Genomic DNA, 17,895 nt, shown 5'->3' on the forward strand with positions numbered 1-17,895 from the left:
GGAATAGCCCAAAGGCATCGCGGAGCGTGTGCCTTGCACATAGCGTCTTTGCCCCTGAGATACAAGGGAGGGTTGGTGATTGGTAGGTACAACCAATGCCTACAGCCCACAGGCGGTTTTCATCAGCCCATACAGTAAACACTCAAGACGCAAGGTCACCGCACCCTAATTCATGACTAACACCTAACAACTAACCATTTACTAACTAGCCTTTTTTGTTTTTTTGCTAGTAGGGGTTGAGGATTTGGTAGAAGATTTAGAACTGGAGGTTGTTGATTTACTCGTTGTTTTACGCGTAGATTTTCCAGATTTTCCAGTTGAGGCTTTAGATGCCAATAGCTCTAATGCAGAAGCTAGGGACATATCCTCTACCGATTGACCTTCTGGAATTCGCACGTTGGTTTTACCATGCTTGATATATGGTCCGTAAGGACCTTTGTAGATGTTAACTGGTTCGCCATCCTCTGGGTGAGGACCCAATTCCTTTTCAGCTGCTTTCGATTTGTTACCAGAAGAACTGCGTCCTTTTTTCGGTTCCGACAATAATTCCAATGCACGTTCTAGGGTTATTGTCAAAACATCATCGCCAGCTTTTAGGGAGCGATATTCCTTTTCTCCACTTTGGTTGTGAACAACATAAGGTCCAAAGCGTCCCAGGTTGGCTTGGATTTCAGCACCTGTGGTTGGATGAGGTCCTAATTTCCGAGGTAGAGCCAATAACCCAATTGCGACTTCAAGGGTGATATTTTCGGATGTCACTCCTTTAGGTAGGGATGCTTGTTTGGGTTTGGGGTTTTCTTCCGATTTGTCACCCAACTGAACGTAAGGTCCGTAAGGTCCAATTTTCAGGTAAATGGGTTCGCCTGTTTCTGGATGAGTTCCAATTTCGTCGGGACCGACAATTTTTTGTCGCAGGATTGTTTCTACTTTTTGCGGATCGAGGTCGGCGGGAGTCAGGTCTTTGGGAATTGAAGCCGTTACAACCGCATCTCCATTTTCTTTTTCTATATAAGCACCGTACTTTCCGATCCGAACTTTTACATCTAAATTTTCCAGTTCTACTGTCCGGGCTGAATTGGCATCGATTTGGTTTTCTTTTTCCTTAACCTGGGTTTCTAAACCTTTGTCTCCGGAGTAGAACGATCGCAGGTAAGGTAGCCATTGTGCTTCACCCGTAGCGATGTCATCCAATGTTTGCTCCATTTTGGAGGTAAAGCTTGGATCGACGACATCGGGGAAGTACTTCTCCAGCAACTCAGTTACGGCAAAAGCAGTGAAAGTTGGGATAAGCGCATTACTTACCAATTGGGCGTACCCTTTATCAATAATTGTGCCAATGATGCTGGCATAAGTACTGGGACGCCCGATCCCTTCGCTTTCCAGAGTTTTGACTAAGGTGGCTTCGGTATATCTTGCTGGTGGTTGGGTTTCGTGACCAACGGCTTCTAATTCTTGGCAGTTTGGACTATCTCCTACTTTTAAATTCGGTAGAATAACTTCCTGATCTTCAAGAGCTGCTTCTGGATCGTCAGAACCTTCAACGTAAGCACGGAGGTAACCGGGAAAATCAATGCGTTTGCCAGAAGAACGGAAACCCGCATCTTCGACTTGCAACTGCACCACGATTTGCGTTTGACGGGAATCTGCCATTTGGGAAGCAACAGTTCGCTTCCAAATCAAGTCGTACAACTGTAACTCCCGACCGCTTAGACCTGTTTCCTGGGGCGTGCGGAAAGTGCTACCAGCCGGACGAATGGCTTCGTGTGCTTCTTGTGCTCCTTTGGATTTAGTCGTGTACTGTCGGGGTTGGGGGCTGAGGTATTCCGAACCGTACCGGGTTTCGACGCACTGACGAGCAGCAGCAATGGCTTGCTCTGACAAATGGACGGAATCGGTACGCATATAGGTGATGTAACCTTGCTCGTACAAACTTTGAGCAGTCCGCATGGTATCCCGTGCTGAAATACGGTATTTGCGGTTAGCTTCTTGCTGCAGTGTAGAAGTGGTAAACGGTGGCGAGGGTTTGCGCGTTACGGGACGTTCCTCAACCTCTGTAACTTTCCAAGTTTTTTCTAAAAGTCGTTCTCTAAGGGCTTGGGCTTCAGCTTGGTTAAGCAGGACAACATTGCGATCGCTAGAAATTCTTCCTGTCGCCGCATCAAAGTCACTGCCATTGGCGACCCTAACTCCTCTCAATGCAATCAGTTGAGAAGCAAATGCTGCTCCTTTAGTTGAAGCGGGGGGGGTCAACGTTGCTTTCAAATCCCAGTAGGAACCTTGACGGAAAGCACGGCGCTGGCGTTCTTTTTTCACCAAAAGCCGCACGGCTACAGATTGCACGCGTCCTGCTGACAGTCCCCAAGCAATTTTTTTCCACAGCAAAGGAGACAGGGTATAACCCACTAGCCTGTCCAAAATCCGCCGGGTTTCTTGGGCGCGAACGACTTGTTCGTTAATATTGCGGCAGTTTTTTAAAGCTTTTTTGATGGCGTCTTGAGTGATCTCGTGAAACACCATTCGCTTTGTGGGAACCTTTGGCTTGAGCAACTGGTATAAGTGCCAACTAATGCTTTCACCTTCCCGGTCTTCGTCTGTAGCCAGAATCAGTTCATCTACTTCTTTGAGAGCGTCTTTAAGTTGAGTAACAACTTTCTTTTTATCTTTAGGGATAATATAGAGCGGCTCAAAGTCGGCGTCTACATTTACCCCGAGTTGAGCCCATGCTTCTCCTTTGACGTTAGCGGGAATATCACTAGCTGATTGAGGTAGGTCACGCACGTGTCCCATTGATGCTTCTACCCGGTAACCGGCAGGGAGGTAGTTGCGAATGGTACGAGCTTTGGTCGGAGATTCGACGATGACGAGAGTTGACATGGAAATTACAAAAAAAGAATAGCTGTTCGCCTAAATAATCAATTGAAAGAAATTATGAAGAGCGTATCGGTAGAACTTAACGTTACGCTATGGGATTATGCGATCTAATCCTGACACAAACCGTCTGCTTGGGTTGAAATTTCAGACCTGCTTGTTGGCAAAGCCGATCCCAAAGGGAGAGGCGGGTTTAGCAGGGGTTAGAATTTCCAGTTATTTTAATCTTTAACTTATAATCGACGTCTTTGACGAGTGCTGTTTTCAAAATCCCCCTCAAGGTTCTACATTAAGCCTATTGCCATTATTCAAATTTGTATCCCATTGGAAGGAATAAAAGTTATGAAGAAGGGAACGGGGAATTCTTCTGTTGGCAACCCAGAGGGCAAAGTAGAAGTTTTTCATGCCACACCAGGTGCTGTAGCCCGTGAAACCCTTTCAGCCATCCGCTCGTGGGGAAACCCCAAAACGATCGTGTTGCCTCACCACCGCAGTGACTCCTCTGCCTCCAGCACAGCTACCTTCTTCAAAGGGAACAAGCACAAATTGTACGAGAAAGATAGCACATTTTATCTATCTGTTTAAACTTAAACATAATTTAACTTAATGGTATCCATAGCCAATTAACAAAGGCTGACAACTGTTGGTGCAACGATAGCAATGATTCAATAGAATGAACACAGTAGGATCTCAACGTCTCATAACCAAAACCTACATAGCTCATGGATTTTGCTAATCTTGCTTCCCAGTTAAATGCTGGAACCATATTGCCAGAGGGAATTGTCATTCTGACCCTCTTGGGGGTTTTGATTGTTGACTTGATTGCAGGGCGAACATCCTCGCGCTCGATTGGATATCTAGCGATCGCGGGGTTGTTAACTTCTGTCGTCGCCCTGTATTTCCAATGGGATAACACAGAACCCATTTCCTTTCTTGGTGCTTTTAATAGTGACGACCTCAGTATCGTCTTTCGCGGTATCATCGTTTTGTCTGCTGCCGTGACAATTTTGATGTCGATTCGCTATGTCGAACAAAGCGGGACTGCAATAGCCGAGTTCATAGCGATTTTGCTAACCGCTACCCTTGGCGGAATGTTTTTATCAGGGGCTAGCGAGCTAGTGATGATTTTCATCTCCCTAGAGACCCTCAGTATATCCTCTTATTTGCTTACAGGTTATACCAAGCGAGACCCCCGTTCCAATGAAGCAGCACTCAAATACCTGTTGATTGGCGCTTCCAGCACAGCAGTGTTTTTATATGGGGTGTCACTACTGTATGGCTTATCCGGCGGACAAACACAATTGAGTGCGATCGCCAATGGAATTGCCACAGCAGGATTTGGTCAATCTCTGGGCTTGGTCATTTCCTTGGTGTTTGTCATTGCGGGAGTTGGTTTCAAAATTTCCGCCGCTCCCTTCCACCAATGGACACCAGACGTTTACGAAGGCGCACCGACTCCAGTGATTGCTTTCTTATCCGTTGGTTCTAAAGCTGCTGGATTTGCCCTAGCTATTCGCCTGCTGACAAGCGCCTTCCCCTTAGTGACCGAAGAATGGAAGTTTGTCTTTACCGCCCTCGCCGTTTTAAGTATGATTTTGGGTAATGTGGTTGCCCTTGCCCAAACCAGTATGAAACGGATGCTGGCTTATTCTTCCATTGCTCAAGCCGGATTTGTCATGATTGGCTTGGTAGCGGGTACTGAAGCTGGATATGCCAGTATGATTTTTTACCTGTTTGTTTACCTGTTCATGAATTTGTGCGGTTTCATCTGCGTAATTCTATTCTCTTTACGGACAGGAACAGACCAAATCGTAGAATACTCTGGTTTGTATCAGAAAGACCCACTTCTAACTTTGGGATTGAGTATTGCTTTACTATCACTTGGTGGTATCCCACCACTCGCCGGATTTTTCGGTAAAATCTACTTGTTCTGGGCTGGTTGGCAAGCCGGACAGTACGGTTTAGTCTTACTTGGCTTAATCACTACTGTGGTTTCCATCTACTATTATATTCGTGTTGTCAGAATGATGGTAGTTAAGGAACCTCATGAGATGTCTGACGCAGTTAAGAATTATCCAGAGGTGCGTTGGAATCTACCAGGTTACAGACCGATACAGGTAGGACTAATTGCGACGTTAATTGCTACTTCCGTCATTGGAATTTTATCAAATCCCATCTTCACGGTGGCTAACAATTCGGTTGCTAACACTCCCATTTTGCAATCAATCACACATCCAATTGTGAAAGCGGAAACTGTCCCTACCTTGGTAGAGGAAAATTCTATTAGCCTCAACCCGTAATTTAGTTGACGCTTGAGTCAGTTGTCGGTCTAGATTCCCAACTTCTGCGAGGATGCTGTTGGCGAATCATAGGTCTGACTCCTCACCTCGATCCGGTGGCTCCGCCTCCTATGCTCAATTTGCCATGGGAGGCGGAGCCTTGCAGTCTGCATTCCCAACCGGAGTGGCTTCTATTGACTAAAACTTTTGAACGAGTGCTGCAATTGCAGTTACCAATTTAGAAGGATCCGCTGGTTTAGCAAGATACAATTGAAATCCGGCTGTTAAAACTTGTTGTTGTGTCGCTTCTCCAGCATAAGCAGTGAGGGCGATGGCAGGAATTTTTCCTCCTTGACTGGCGCTAAGCGATCGCAGTTTCTGGATCAAAGAATAACCATCAACTTCTGGCATACCTATATCGCTCAACAGCAAATCTGGTTTTGACCTTGCTATTTCAGCAAGTGCTTCACGGGCTGATGTCGCTGTTGTGACAATTGCTCCCTGCTGTTCCAATAGAAAGGCTAGAAACTCGCGTGTATCAACCTCATCATCCACAACTAACACTCGTATCCCTTCTAAGGGATTGCAGAGCATTGAGAAGGGATACGAATTGTTAAGAACCTTGTTGTTATCTTTCCGTACCAACTCCTGACCTTGTTGCAGCGCTGGTAAACAAACTGTAAATGTCGCGCCTTGTCCTTCGCCAAAGCTCTCTGCCCAAACTCTACCACCATGTAACTCGACAAGCTTGCGTACAATTGCCAAACCCAGCCCCAGTCCACCTGACCTGCGGGTGATGCTACTATCGGCTTGACGGAAATACTCAAATACGTGTGGCAAAAACTCAGAACTAATACCCTGACCTGTATCCCTGACGCTGATTTGTACCTCAGAACCAATTTGTTCTAAGTAGACTTCTACCTCGCCACCAATGGGTGTGAATTTGACTGCGTTAGAAAGCAGATTCCAAATAACTTGTTGAAGACGATTGCTATCACCCTTTACCCGTCCAATTTTTGCGTCTAAATTCAAATTCATTTGAATTGATTTTGCTTCTGCTGCCAATCGCACTGTCTCTAAAGCCGCTTCAATAATAGAAGTAAGATTCACGATTTCTAAATTAAGTGCGAGTTTGCCCCGAAGAATGCGAGAAATATCTAACAGATCGTCAATCAATTGCACCTGTAGCTCGGCATTGCGTTCGATGGTTTCAATAGCACGCAAGCTAGCAACCTCATTCAACGAACGTTTTTTAAGGAGCTTTGCCCAACCCAAAATAGGATTCAGAGGAGAACGAAGTTCGTGAGAAACTATGGCGAGAAATTCATCTTTGATGCGGTTTGCTGTTTCTGCCACTTCTTTTGCCCGTTGGCGTTCTTCCGCTACAGCCAATGCTTGGTCTCGCAAGTTCCTATATTCCTGAACTCGAAACGTTAAATCTGTGACATCTTGAATTGAGAAAAGAGCATAAAAATCATCTCCGAACAATGCAGGTACAGCTGTTACTGTTGTGTGTTGAATGCGATATTTATCCTGTGCTACAGGCACGGGAATGACATATTTATGCAATTGAGAAGAAAAGATTGTAGGAGGTCCACCTTCAAAAATTTGGTGCAAGCGACTGGCGTAACGAGGTTGATTTAGATGAGGAAAATATTCATAAATTGAATTTCCTAAAATCTTACTTCTTGGAATTTTTGTCCATTCCTCTAAGCAGCAGTTCCAAAATAACACTGTGCGATCTGAGTGCAATATAAAATTTCCCAAAGGAATTCGATCTAAAAGGCTAAACTTTTCCTGTGCTTGCTCAATTTCTTTTCTCATTTCATCAGACCGATTTTAATATTCTACTGCTCCAAAATTTAATATTTCTTCTGTGTTTAAGCTACTCCAATTTCCCCATCAATCACATTAATTAACGCCTCAAATGTACTGACCTCAAAAACTAAAATAATATCTCCAATAATTTCTAATTGTTTAATTGTGAAGCGTGCTTGTGCAAGTATAATTTGTGAGTTACTTACATTTGTAGATAACAATAAATTATCAATCGTATCTTCTAAGTAAACAGGCAACGTGTAATTCAGGTGCTGCCTGAGTACATTGCCGATGGAACCCATCACCCCATTAATCACAATATTGCCAATTTCGCTCAGCGTACCAATTTTGACGGCATCTAAGTCAGCCGAACCTGGTTCTTCATTAGTCAGGACTGCAACCAATGTTGATGCGCTTTCAGTTGGAAAAATTAAGCCAGCCGTACCATAAAACGAGCCAGTAAAACCCAGTCTTACAGCCGCCAAACTATCATGCTCGAATCGTGTTGCCAATTCTTGATAGGCTTGTGAAGCAGTCAAAACTTTTACAAACGGAATTTCCAAACAAATGTGAGCCTCTATCATCTCATTGAGTAGACTAGCTGCCCGACCAACGCCAATATTAATCAATTCTTGTAAGGCATCTAGTTGATCTGCTGTCACATTCATGGGAGCTTTATTCCTTCACATTAATAACTTGCTGAACCGCCTCTCGCAATTCATTTGCTTTGGGCGGTTTGTTAATAAAGTTAACTGCCCCTAAATTATAACTTTGATTGCGCGACCCTTCTTGGATATCAGCTGAGATGATAATTGTGGGGATTTTTAATCCTTCTTTTTGTAAAGCCTCAAGAAATTCAAATCCATTCATATCTGGCATTAAAAGATCTGCTAATACGCAGTTGGGCTTGTGGTTGTAAACCATTTCTAATCCTTCACGTCCATTAGTTGCTTCAATGATTTCATAGCCATCACCTTGCAAAAACTTGCGGATCATTCTGCGAGAAAACGCTGCATCGTCGATAATTAGAACCAATGCCATCAGCTTTGCCCTTATTGATTTTTTCAATTATTATCATTGATTATATGTTAGCTAGCTCGCTAGAAGCCTTATACCAACTCGTTCGCGGTTCTATTCCGTTAGGCATAGGTCTGGTGTAGAATCGTTACTTGTGCCGCTCTACACATTGTGTAATCGGTAACAAATACTCTTATCAAATTGAACGCGGTTGAAGGATTTATCCAAGTTAATAATCGTTTCACCACTACCGAGAAATAGGAATCCGTCTGGTTTTAATTGTTGCTTTATCTTTTTCAGTAATGCTTTCTTAGTTGCTATATCAAAATAGATTAAAACATTGCGTAAAAATATAATGTCTAATTCAGGGAGGGATGACCACGATTGCAGGAGATTGATCTGACGGAACTCAACCATCTCAGAGATTTCTTCCTTAATTTGCCAGTGACTGTTAAGCTTATAAAAATATTTCTCGCGCAGGAGTTGAGGTAGCCCGCGCTTGATTTCAAGCTGGTTGTAACATCCTTGACGGGCTCGTGCTAGTACCTTGGTGGAAAAATCGCTAGCAATTAACCGCACAGACCAATTGCTCAGCATGGGAAAATGTTCGCGAATGAGCATGGCAATACTATAAGGTTCCTGCCCGTTGGAACAAGCAGCACACCAAATATTTAGCGATCGCTCAATGGCTCGGTTTTCGATCAATTCTGGCAACACAAAATGGTTCAGTGCTTCAAAGGGATAAACATCACGAAAAAATGAGGTTTCGTTGGTGACGAGTGCCTCTACCGCTTGGATGTGAAGGCTGCTGAAAGGCTGAGCCTGCAGGTAAGTGACTAAATTGGTAATTGAAGCAAATCCTGCCGCTTCTGCAATTGGCTGCAAATATAGCTCTGCTAAATAGCTTTTATCAGGATATAATACAACTGCCGAGTGATTATATACTAATTGACGAAGATAGTCAAATTCAGCGGTACTTACAGCCATAGCCTACTTTATTACTACGTACCTAAAATAGGAACTTGATGGAGACGAATTCGGCGCATGATTTCAGCCGCCATTTGCTCGAGAGGAACAACCCCATCGGCAAGCCCTGCACTGACAACGAAACCGGGCATTCCCCACACCACGCTACTTGCTTTGTCTTGTGCAAGCACCTGTCCTCCTGCTTCGCGGATACATTGGCAGCCGTGCAATCCATCTTGTCCCATCCCCGTTAGTATAACCGCGATCGCGCCACCACCATAGACTTGTGCAACGGAACGCAAGAGGACATCAACCGAAGGGCGACAGGAATTTTCGGGGGGTGTCTGAGGGGTGGCAAGTCGCACTACAGTTTTGTCGCGTTGCACAACCATGTGAAAATTTCCCGGTGCGATCCACACGTGTCCGGGTTCTACTACGACTCCAGGAACCGCTTCATCCACTCGGATTTGACACTTAGAGGATAACCGTTCCGCTAATAGTTTTGTAAACATCGGCGGCATATGTTGCACGATCAGGATAGGAACTGGTAGATCGGATGGAAGCTCTCCAAGCAGTGTCGCCAGAGCATTAGGCCCTCCAGTAGAAACCCCAATTGCAACAATATTAACTGGCTCTACCCGAGTTCGTTCAGGAGGAACAGTTCGATGGGTCATTGTCATTGGCGCGAGTAAGGGCGTCGTTCTGGCACCAAGTACTTTGATTTTAGGAATTAAGTCCTCACGGATATATTGGTTTGTTGCCTCCACACTTCCTAAATTACTTGGTTTTGTTACGTAATCCGATGCACCTAAAGACAGAGCTTCAAGTGTCGCGCTTGCTCCAGTACGTGTGGAGGCGCTGAACATAATCACCGCTAAATGTGGATAAGTTTGTCGGATTGCAGCAAGGGTTTCTAAACCATTCATCTCTGGCATCTCGACATCCAAAAGCACAACTTCCGGATTGAGATGGGGAATCTTAGCTAGGGCAATACGACCATTGGCTGCAATCCCTACGACTTCTAGTTCTGGATCGCCAGACAAAATCTTACTCACTCGAGAGCGAACAACCACTGAGTCATCCACAACCAGCACCCGAATCTTGGGCATAATGATAAAAACCAACTAATACTTAAATTGGTTGACAACTTTCTGTAAATCTGATGCCATACGAGCTAGCTCTATGGCTGCTTGTGACATATTGCTGGCTCCATCTGTCGTGCTTTGAGCGTTGAGCGCCACAATTCCAATATTTTTGGCAATATCCGATGTTCCTTTGGCAACTTCGGCAATATTGCGAGCAATTTCATTCGTAGTAACTGTTTGCTCCTCAACAGCACTCGCGATCGTGCTTTGCAGGTCGTTAATCTGGTTGATAATGTCCGTAATTTGCGCGATCGCATCAACAGCACTTTTCGTATCAGTCTGAATTGCTTCAATTCGCTGACTGATATCTTCGGTAGCATTTGCCGTTTGTTTGGCTAGTTCTTTCACCTCGTTGGCGACGACAGCAAAACCCCTACCTGCATCCCCCGCTCTTGCCGCTTCAATTGTAGCATTGAGTGCGAGTAACTTTGTTTGTTGGGCGATCGAAGTAATTACCCTAATGACTTTGCCAATTTCAACACTACTTTGACCGAGTTTGTCAATTGTCTGGTTTGTGCGAGTGGCGGTTTTTACGGCATCAGTTGCGACCTTTGCTCCTTGGACGACAGTTTTAGCAATTTCTCGAATGCTGGCATTCATCTCTTCTACCGCAGTCACGATTGTACTGGTATTTTGATTTACCTGCTCTGCTGAGGCAGACGCGGAAGTTGCCTGTTCTGATGTTTGTTTGACGTTCTCTGTCATTTCCTGACTGACTGCGGTTAGTTCTTCTGAGGAAGAAGCAACTGCGGTTGCAACCTCTGCCATTTGACTGATGGAAAATTTCAAGCTGCCAATCATTTGATTGGCATTATCAGTAAGTTGCTTAAACTCTCCAGTATTCTGTTCTTCAAGCTGCTCGGACAAATTTCCTCGAGCAACAGCAAGCGTGACTTCATTTATACTTTCAATCTGCGCTGTTAGATGTGACGACATCCGGTTCAAGTTGTCAAGAGATTCTTTCCAAGAACCTTTCGATCCTTTGACAACAGCCTGAGAACCAAACTTCCCTTCTATACCGATATCGCATGCCAAGCGATCGACTTGGTTGACAAAACTTTGATTCAAACTCACCCATTCATTAAAAACCGACGCAATTTCACCCAAACCATTATTCTCGATTGGTAAACGCACGCTAAAATCACCGTCTCGGGCTGCTTTCATGGCTTTTAGTAACGGTTGCAGTTGTACATTTGTTGCACTGCGTTCGGTATCTACCGAATCCGTACTATTTATCGCAGGCGATTTAGAGTTGGCTGTTTTGCCAGCCCGATTTGTAGTCATGACCAAGCGCTCCTTTATGCTGATTTTAAATGTTAATTTAAAATTTTTTTGATGTCTAGAACTAGCACAAACCCCTCTTCGAGTGGGTAAGCTCCTGCTAGCATTTGACGCATTTTACCTTTTAGCGTTGCGGGTGGAGGTTGAAAGGTTTTTGTTGTAAATTCCAAGACATCTCCAACTTCATCAACGAGCAAGCTAACTTCTTCATCCTCCGAACATACAACAATATTAAATCCCTGAACTTCATCTACAAATTTAGCGGTCGAGCGCATGAACGACTCGCCCATTTCCAATCGCCTCTGCAAATCGATCGCCGTCAAAATTTGTCCTCGCAGGTTAATGAGCCCACAAATATCAGGTGGTGCTAAAGGTACGTGAGTCATCACTTGGGAGCGAATCACCTCTTGAACATACTTTATATCAATGCCAAAGTAAATTTCATTGACAAAAAAAGTGCAAAGTTTTTGTTCAGCCACGATTGGTTGTTTGCAGTAAATAGGGGTTGGACATCCGAATCACAGTTTCAATGTCAAGAATTTCTGTAATTTGACCTTGAATAACAGCACTCAAAAGAACGCCCGGTCTGCTAGGAATACCTTTGATTGTTAATGATTCGTCTACTATATCAAGAATGCGATCGACCACTAGCCCGACACTCAGTTCTGAGTAGGGAGAGACAATCACGAGCGCAAGCGAATCTGCTTCACTTGCAAAAGCTCCTTCGCCATCACCAAATATAGTATGCAGATCGATCAGTGGCAAAATTCTATTGTAAGACTGCACCACATAATGATTTCCGACTTTCTCCACAGCGGAACGAGGAATTTCTTCAAGCCGAAATGCTATTGTTAGGGGAATACCCATGCGTGTACCTTGGGGACCCTGAAATAGTAAAATCTGTTGGCGATTCACCAGATCTTGGTTCTCTGCGACTGTATCGCCCGACAACAGATGCTTTTGTTTCGTGATTATACCAGCCCGGTTTGCCAAACCGACGACATCTACAATCAATGCTACTTTGCCATCGCCAAGGATAGTAGCGCCTGCAAATAGGGATAGTGCCTGCAACTGCTTTCCTAGAGGTTTAACGACAATCTCTAGAATATCTTCAATGGTGTCTACGAACAGACCAAATCGACAGTTCTCAGCTTGGACAATTACCAGACTCAGTGTTTCTAAATGAGTAACCTTGTCTTTGATGTGCAACACTTGATTTAAGTAAACCAGTGGTACAAGATCGCCCCGCAAGCGATACACGGGAACGTCGTAAAGCATCTCGATACTATTAAGTACCTGTTCTGCTTCTAAGCAAACTAACTCTTGCAGGCTCGTTTGGGGAATAGCATAGCGATCGCCCCCACAGGTGACAATTAATGCTGGGATAATTGTCAAGGTCAATGGAATCTTCAGTTTAAACGTCGTTCCTTGTCCCGGTTGACTGTAAATTTCAATGCTGCCGTTAATTTTCTCAATATTACTCTTAACAATATCCATACCAACCCCTCGCCCAGAAAGGTTGGTTACCCGATCGCTAGTCGAGAAGCCTGGTAAAAAAATTAAGTTTATCGCTTCCGACTCGCTTGCGCTCGCAGCCTGTATGGCATTCATTAAACCAAGCTGCTGCGCTCGCACTTTGAGTCGTTCTGGGTCGAGACCGCGACCGTCATCGCCGATCTCAATATTGACTTTACCGCTTTCATAAAAAGCTCTCAAAAATATGTGCCCTATGGTTGATTTACCACAAGCGGTCCGCTCTGCTGGTAACTCAATACCATGATCGATGCAGTTACGGACTACGTGAGTCAAAGGGTCCTTGATGGCTTCTACAATACTTTTATCGAGTTCCGTATCTGCTCCTTCCATTTCTACCTGAACTTGTTTCCCGGAGGCGAGTGCCAAATCGCGAATCACGCGAGGGAATTTTTGCCAAATGGTACTCATTGGCTGTAGACGAGTTTTCATCACCCCTTCCTGCAACTGGGCTGTAATTAGGTTAAGGCGCTGGCAAGTCGCATCAAAGGCACTATCCTGAAACTGGTCTGAAAATCCGAGGACTTGGTTGCGGACTAAAACGAGTTCTCCGACTAAGTTCATCACCCGATCTAATAGAGAAACGCTGACTCGGATGTGAGAAGATTCTGATGCAGTTAGGGCTGACACTTCTGGAAGTTCGCTATCACTCGACTCAACAAACTTACTTTGCTGTAGTATTGGAGTCTTAACAGCAGAGTGAGGTAATGCAGACACTGTGTCTGCTTGTTCGGTTTCCTGCAATTGAGTTAAAGCCTTGATGAGTGATGAGTAATCGTTGTTGCCCTCATGCTTGGTCGTCTTTATTTGAGAAAGAATCTGCCGGATGCTGTCAACTGTCTGGAGTAAGATACTAACGATTTGAGGAGTTACCGCTAGCTTGCGCTCGCCAGAGGGCGAGTGCTTTAGACGATCGCGTAGCGCACTTAACAAACTCTCTCCCGCATGGGCTAGTGATTCCAACTTTGGAAACGGTAAAAAGCCACAGTTCCCTTTTAAGGTGTGGAGCGAGCGATAAATGCGAACTAGCGCTTCTCCTTGAGAGGACGCTTTTTCTAGATCGATAATGTCGCGTTCAATTCGATCGAGATTTTCATAGCTCTCAAGTAGAAATGCTTCTATATCATCATTTTCTGCTAACTCCATTGCGTTAATAGGCTCTATATTTATCTTTTTTGGTTCATCCTAACCTTATTTTAAACTCTGGAGCGTCTGTAGTGGTTTATCAAATCGCTTCACTTCTGACTGGAAAAAGGCAGATGGCAGATGGCAGAGGAGCCACTGTAGTGGGCGGGTTCCACAGGCTACAGCAAGTGGCTTAGTAAAAGGTAAAGACGCTTGTTTCATACTTGGTAGTGAACTTTTTTCATCGCGACGGCCTTCAAATAAAGACTCGCAACAGACCAATAAGCGCGATCGCACAATTTCCGTATTAGCAAGTATTTGTACCTCAGTAATGCCTGTTCTAGCCATGTGTTTATTGTGTCAACGCTCTACTCATCTTTTAAAGATATCTATATTTTTAAAAAACCATGTAAAGTTATTTCTCTTAATTTTTGAAAAAGCAAATATATTTTGCAGTCTTTGATAATCACTATTTCCTGACAATTAAATAAATATACTTAACCAGAAACAATGAAAAAAACTAATAATTTTAACAAAATACTGAGAGAAATGCGTGTTTTTAGTCTTGACAACAAAAACCTTACGTATTTTCTACAGTCAATAAATCCTGTATTCATAATTTTTTTATATTTTCTTTATAACTTCTAAGAGAAAATACGCTATTCTACTGAGTCTTGATTAAATTTTTAAACATAGGAATGTACGGATGTGAGAAATATTAAAAAAAACAAAAATTATATAAAAGAAAGTTTTTGAAGCAACAGTGATTATCTTAAACACCACAAAATACAGACTGAATCTTAAGTTCAATTTCTGTATAACGTGTTATGGATTAACCACTGTTACTTCAAAAAACAAAAAATGGAAAATCTTGAGGAAATCGATGTTTAAATTAGATTGCATTGATTGGCAAGAACATAGTTTTGCTCTAGCTGCTTTCCTAAAGAAACGTCAATTTGCAAGTATTAGTTCAAAAGAATAATGGCTTTTATTTTCGGCATGACTTCCAAAAGAAAAATTTACTTCTTGTAAATCTTCATTAGGATATGTCTGAGGCCAAAATGTCGTGTTACTTAAAGCAGTGAGTTGCTTTGTAAGAACGCGATGAGCCACTTGCTGAGAACTTACGCACTGTATCAAACCTGTTTTACGTGCATTGATTCAACTTTCCAGTTTGAACTGTTTTTGAGATGCATGACTTCATTTTTTTAAGGATAATTCTGATGTCAAGCATACATATGCAGTGTGAGAACCTGGTGAGGATTTTGTAAATTTTTCTTGAACGCAAACCTGTTAAGGTTGCAGATTCGTTAATGCACATACTCTTTTCTGCCTACAGTGCGTAAGTCTTATCGGCAGGGGTAGTTAGGAGAAATTAGCTACCACTTACAGTTTCTATTTCAGCCCACTGACTTCAGGTTGGGTCTATTTGTCTTGCGTTTCTGTCACTGAGAGAGGTATTATGACTCAATTAACTTTTCCTAAATTACACTGTCCTTTTCCATCTCAAATCAATAAATATGTTGATGTTTTGGAAGATTCTTCTTTAGAATGGGTATTGCGCTTCAATTTACTGGCAAAGGAATCAACTTATCGTCGGTTTTCTAAGTCAAAATTCTTTTTACTAGCTGCACGAGCCTATCCAAACTGTGAGTTAGAAGAATTAAAAATTGGAAACGATTGGTTAAGTTGGGTATTTATTTGGGACGATCAATGCGATCTCTCAGAGTTGAAAAAACAACCTGAAGCTCTAAAGGTGTATCACAAAAGATTTATGGAAATCTTAAATGGAGCGGAACCAACCAAGAATGATATACCTCTAACTCACGCCTTACACGATTTGCGACAGAGGACGTTTCAAAAAGCGAGCATGCAATGGTTTCGTCACTTCCTCCTTTGCTTTGAAGAATACTTTCAAGGATGTGTTGAAGAAGCAGCAGTCCGCGCACAGAACATTGTGCCTGACATTGACGCTTATATGATGATACGCAGATGCAGTGTAGGCGGAAATCTTTTCCTGACAGTGAGTGAATTTTGCAATAACTTTATGCTGAGTGATTTTTGGAGAAATCATTATTTTGTAGACAAGCTCAAACTAATGACAATTAACGTTCTTGCTTGGTGTAATGATATCTTTTCAGCCTCTAGAGAAATGGCAAGTGGTGATGTCCACAACATAGTCTTAGTACTGCACTATCAGCAACAACTTTCTTTAGAAAACTCTCTCGATCGCGCCGTTATTATGCACGATCGAGAGATGAAATCTCTGACAAGCTTGGAAGCCTGTGTACCAGTTTTTGGCAACGAGTTAGATAGTGAATTGACGCAATATATATCCATAATGCATGCTTGGATACGCGGCAATCTCGATTGGTATTCTTATACCGATCGCTATCAAAGTGTCGAAATGTTAGAACCAGTTAAATACTAAGATAGGTAAAATAATGACAGCAACTATTAGCCAGCAATCGCTACCTTTACCTCCTGGTAACTTTGGTCTACCGTTACTTGGTGAAACGCTAAACTTTCTGTGCGATCCAGATTATCTGGAAAAGCGACAGAAGCAATACGGATTTATTTTCAAAACCAATTTGTTTGGGCATCCTACAGTTGTTACAATGGGAGCAGATGCCAATCGCCAATTGTTTACCCAGGAAAAAATGCATCTTGCTAGTAGATGGCCTGAATGTACCAGGGCGTTGCTAGGGTCGGGGTCTTTACTTATCCAAACAGGTAACGAGCACCAAAATCGACGCAAGATTTTCCATAAAGTTTTCCAACCAAAAATCATAGAACAGTCCTTTTCCAGTATAGAAAGTATCTCCCGCAGTTATTTAGACAAATGGGAACGCATGGGTACATTCAACTGGTTCCCAGAACTGAGCAAATTCTCTCTTGATGTTGCTTGCAAGTTTCTCATAAGTTTGGATACTTCTAACGATGACCATTTCAGTAAATTGTTTGAGAAGTGGGGAGATGGTCTATTCTCAGTACCAATACCTTTACCTTGGACTAAGTTTGGTCGAGCATTACACAGTCGCAAGCAACTACTGATACGCATTGAGGAAATTGTCCGAGAGCGTCAGCAGCAATCACATCCCGGTCAAGATCTTTTGGGGATGCTGTTGCAAGCGCAAGACGAAGATGGGAATAAGTTAAGTTTGCAAGAAGTGAAAGAACAAGTCTTAACGTTTCTATTTGGAGGTCACGATACAGCAGCATCAACGCTGACATCAATGTGTCTGTTTCTAGCACAGTTTCCGGAAGTTTTAGCCAATGCTCGTGCAGAACAACGACAGTTGGGGTTGGAGGAACCGCTAACAGTAGAACGTTTAAAGCAGATGAACTATCTGGACCAAGTTCTTAAAGAGGTTTTGCGAGTTAATCCCCCTGGTGCTTTTGGTTTCCGCAGAGTCACGAAGGAATTTGAAGTCAACGGTTATCGCGTTCCCCAAGATTGGACTGTCGTTTACTTATTTAAAAGAAGTCATCAAGACACTTCTGTCTATACACAACCGGAGTGTTTTGACCCAGGACGTTTTGCGCCAGAAAGGGCTGAGGATAAAGCAAAACCATTTGGTTATTTACCTTTTGGCGGTGGGTTACGAGAATGCCCCGGTAAGGAGTTTGCTAAGTTAGAAATGAAACTATTGACAGCAATGTTGCTACGCGAGTATGAGTGGGAACTGGTATCGGGACAAAATTTAAATTTCGTTCAGTTTCCCACACCATATCCTTATGACGGTCTTAAGGTTAAGTTTCGCCGTCTTGCCTCACAGCATTGATATCAAATAATGTTTGCGGTAGTAGGTGGGTACTGAGTGCTCGCCTACTACTACTAGTCCTTATCATGACGACAATTT

Annotated in this window: 14 protein-coding genes; 4 read left to right on the forward strand and 10 right to left on the reverse strand. The window is 43.3% G+C overall.

Annotation, left to right across the window (positions count from 1 at the left end):
* Positions 1–201 precede the first annotated feature (201 nt).
* Positions 202–2,874: a type I DNA topoisomerase gene (gene topA / locus AB0756_RS17430; protein WP_038088059.1), complete on the reverse strand. Its 2,673-nt coding sequence runs from the start codon at positions 2,872–2,874 to the stop codon at positions 202–204.
* A gap of 336 nt (positions 2,875–3,210) precedes the next feature.
* On the opposite strand from topA, the gene AB0756_RS17435 reads away from it, so the two are divergent.
* Positions 3,211–3,453: a hypothetical protein gene (locus AB0756_RS17435; RefSeq protein WP_038088055.1), complete on the forward strand. Its 243-nt coding sequence runs from the start codon at positions 3,211–3,213 to the stop codon at positions 3,451–3,453.
* 137 nt (positions 3,454–3,590) lie between these two features.
* Complete coding sequence (locus AB0756_RS17440; RefSeq protein ID WP_038088052.1) at positions 3,591–5,168, forward strand: NAD(P)H-quinone oxidoreductase subunit N; 1,578 nt, start codon at positions 3,591–3,593, stop codon at positions 5,166–5,168.
* A gap of 177 nt (positions 5,169–5,345) precedes the next feature.
* Here AB0756_RS17440 and AB0756_RS17445 read toward each other — a convergent pair whose 3' ends face one another.
* From AB0756_RS17445 to AB0756_RS17485, 9 genes are all read right to left on the reverse strand, one after another.
* Positions 5,346–6,971, reverse strand: coding sequence for an ATP-binding response regulator (locus AB0756_RS17445; RefSeq protein ID WP_038088049.1), 1,626 nt, complete (start codon positions 6,969–6,971; stop codon positions 5,346–5,348).
* Positions 6,972–7,027: 56 nt separating this feature from the next.
* Entirely contained in the window at positions 7,028–7,633 is a 606-nt protein-coding gene (locus AB0756_RS17450; RefSeq protein ID WP_038088047.1) for a chemotaxis protein CheC, read from the reverse strand.
* Between the two features lie 7 nt (positions 7,634–7,640).
* Positions 7,641–8,006, reverse strand: coding sequence for a response regulator (locus AB0756_RS17455; RefSeq protein WP_038088043.1), 366 nt, complete (start codon positions 8,004–8,006; stop codon positions 7,641–7,643).
* Between the two features lie 138 nt (positions 8,007–8,144).
* Positions 8,145–8,969 (reverse strand): CheR family methyltransferase, encoded by an 825-nt coding sequence (locus AB0756_RS17460; protein ID WP_038088039.1) that lies wholly within the window; start codon positions 8,967–8,969, stop codon positions 8,145–8,147.
* A gap of 14 nt (positions 8,970–8,983) precedes the next feature.
* A complete protein-coding gene (locus AB0756_RS17465) occupies positions 8,984–10,057 on the reverse strand; it encodes a protein-glutamate methylesterase/protein-glutamine glutaminase (RefSeq protein ID WP_038088082.1) in 1,074 nt (357 codons plus the stop codon).
* Positions 10,058–10,072: 15 nt separating this feature from the next.
* The gene (locus AB0756_RS17470) at positions 10,073–11,377 is read right to left on the reverse strand and encodes a methyl-accepting chemotaxis protein (protein WP_038088036.1); all 1,305 of its coding nucleotides are present in this window, start codon (positions 11,375–11,377) and stop codon (positions 10,073–10,075) included.
* Between the two features lie 32 nt (positions 11,378–11,409).
* Positions 11,410–11,853: a chemotaxis protein CheW gene (locus tag AB0756_RS17475; protein WP_038088033.1), complete on the reverse strand. Its 444-nt coding sequence runs from the start codon at positions 11,851–11,853 to the stop codon at positions 11,410–11,412.
* A complete protein-coding gene (locus AB0756_RS17480) occupies positions 11,846–14,053 on the reverse strand; it encodes a chemotaxis protein CheW (protein ID WP_038088030.1) in 2,208 nt (735 codons plus the stop codon). The genes AB0756_RS17475 and AB0756_RS17480 overlap by 8 nt, the downstream gene beginning before the upstream one ends.
* A gap of 45 nt (positions 14,054–14,098) precedes the next feature.
* Entirely contained in the window at positions 14,099–14,380 is a 282-nt protein-coding gene (locus tag AB0756_RS17485; protein WP_137986322.1) for a hypothetical protein, read from the reverse strand.
* 1,114 nt (positions 14,381–15,494) lie between these two features.
* Between AB0756_RS17485 and AB0756_RS17490 the strand changes: the two genes are divergently transcribed.
* On the forward strand, positions 15,495–16,463 hold the full coding sequence (locus AB0756_RS17490) for a terpene synthase family protein (RefSeq protein ID WP_038088027.1): 969 nt from the start codon (positions 15,495–15,497) through the stop codon (positions 16,461–16,463).
* A gap of 13 nt (positions 16,464–16,476) precedes the next feature.
* Entirely contained in the window at positions 16,477–17,817 is a 1,341-nt protein-coding gene (locus AB0756_RS17495; RefSeq protein ID WP_038088023.1) for a cytochrome P450, read from the forward strand.
* Positions 17,818–17,895 lie beyond the last annotated feature (78 nt).

The organism is Tolypothrix campylonemoides VB511288_2, from assembly GCF_045999855.1.
Classification (GTDB): domain Bacteria; phylum Cyanobacteriota; class Cyanobacteriia; order Cyanobacteriales; family Nostocaceae; genus Scytonema; species Scytonema bouteillei_A.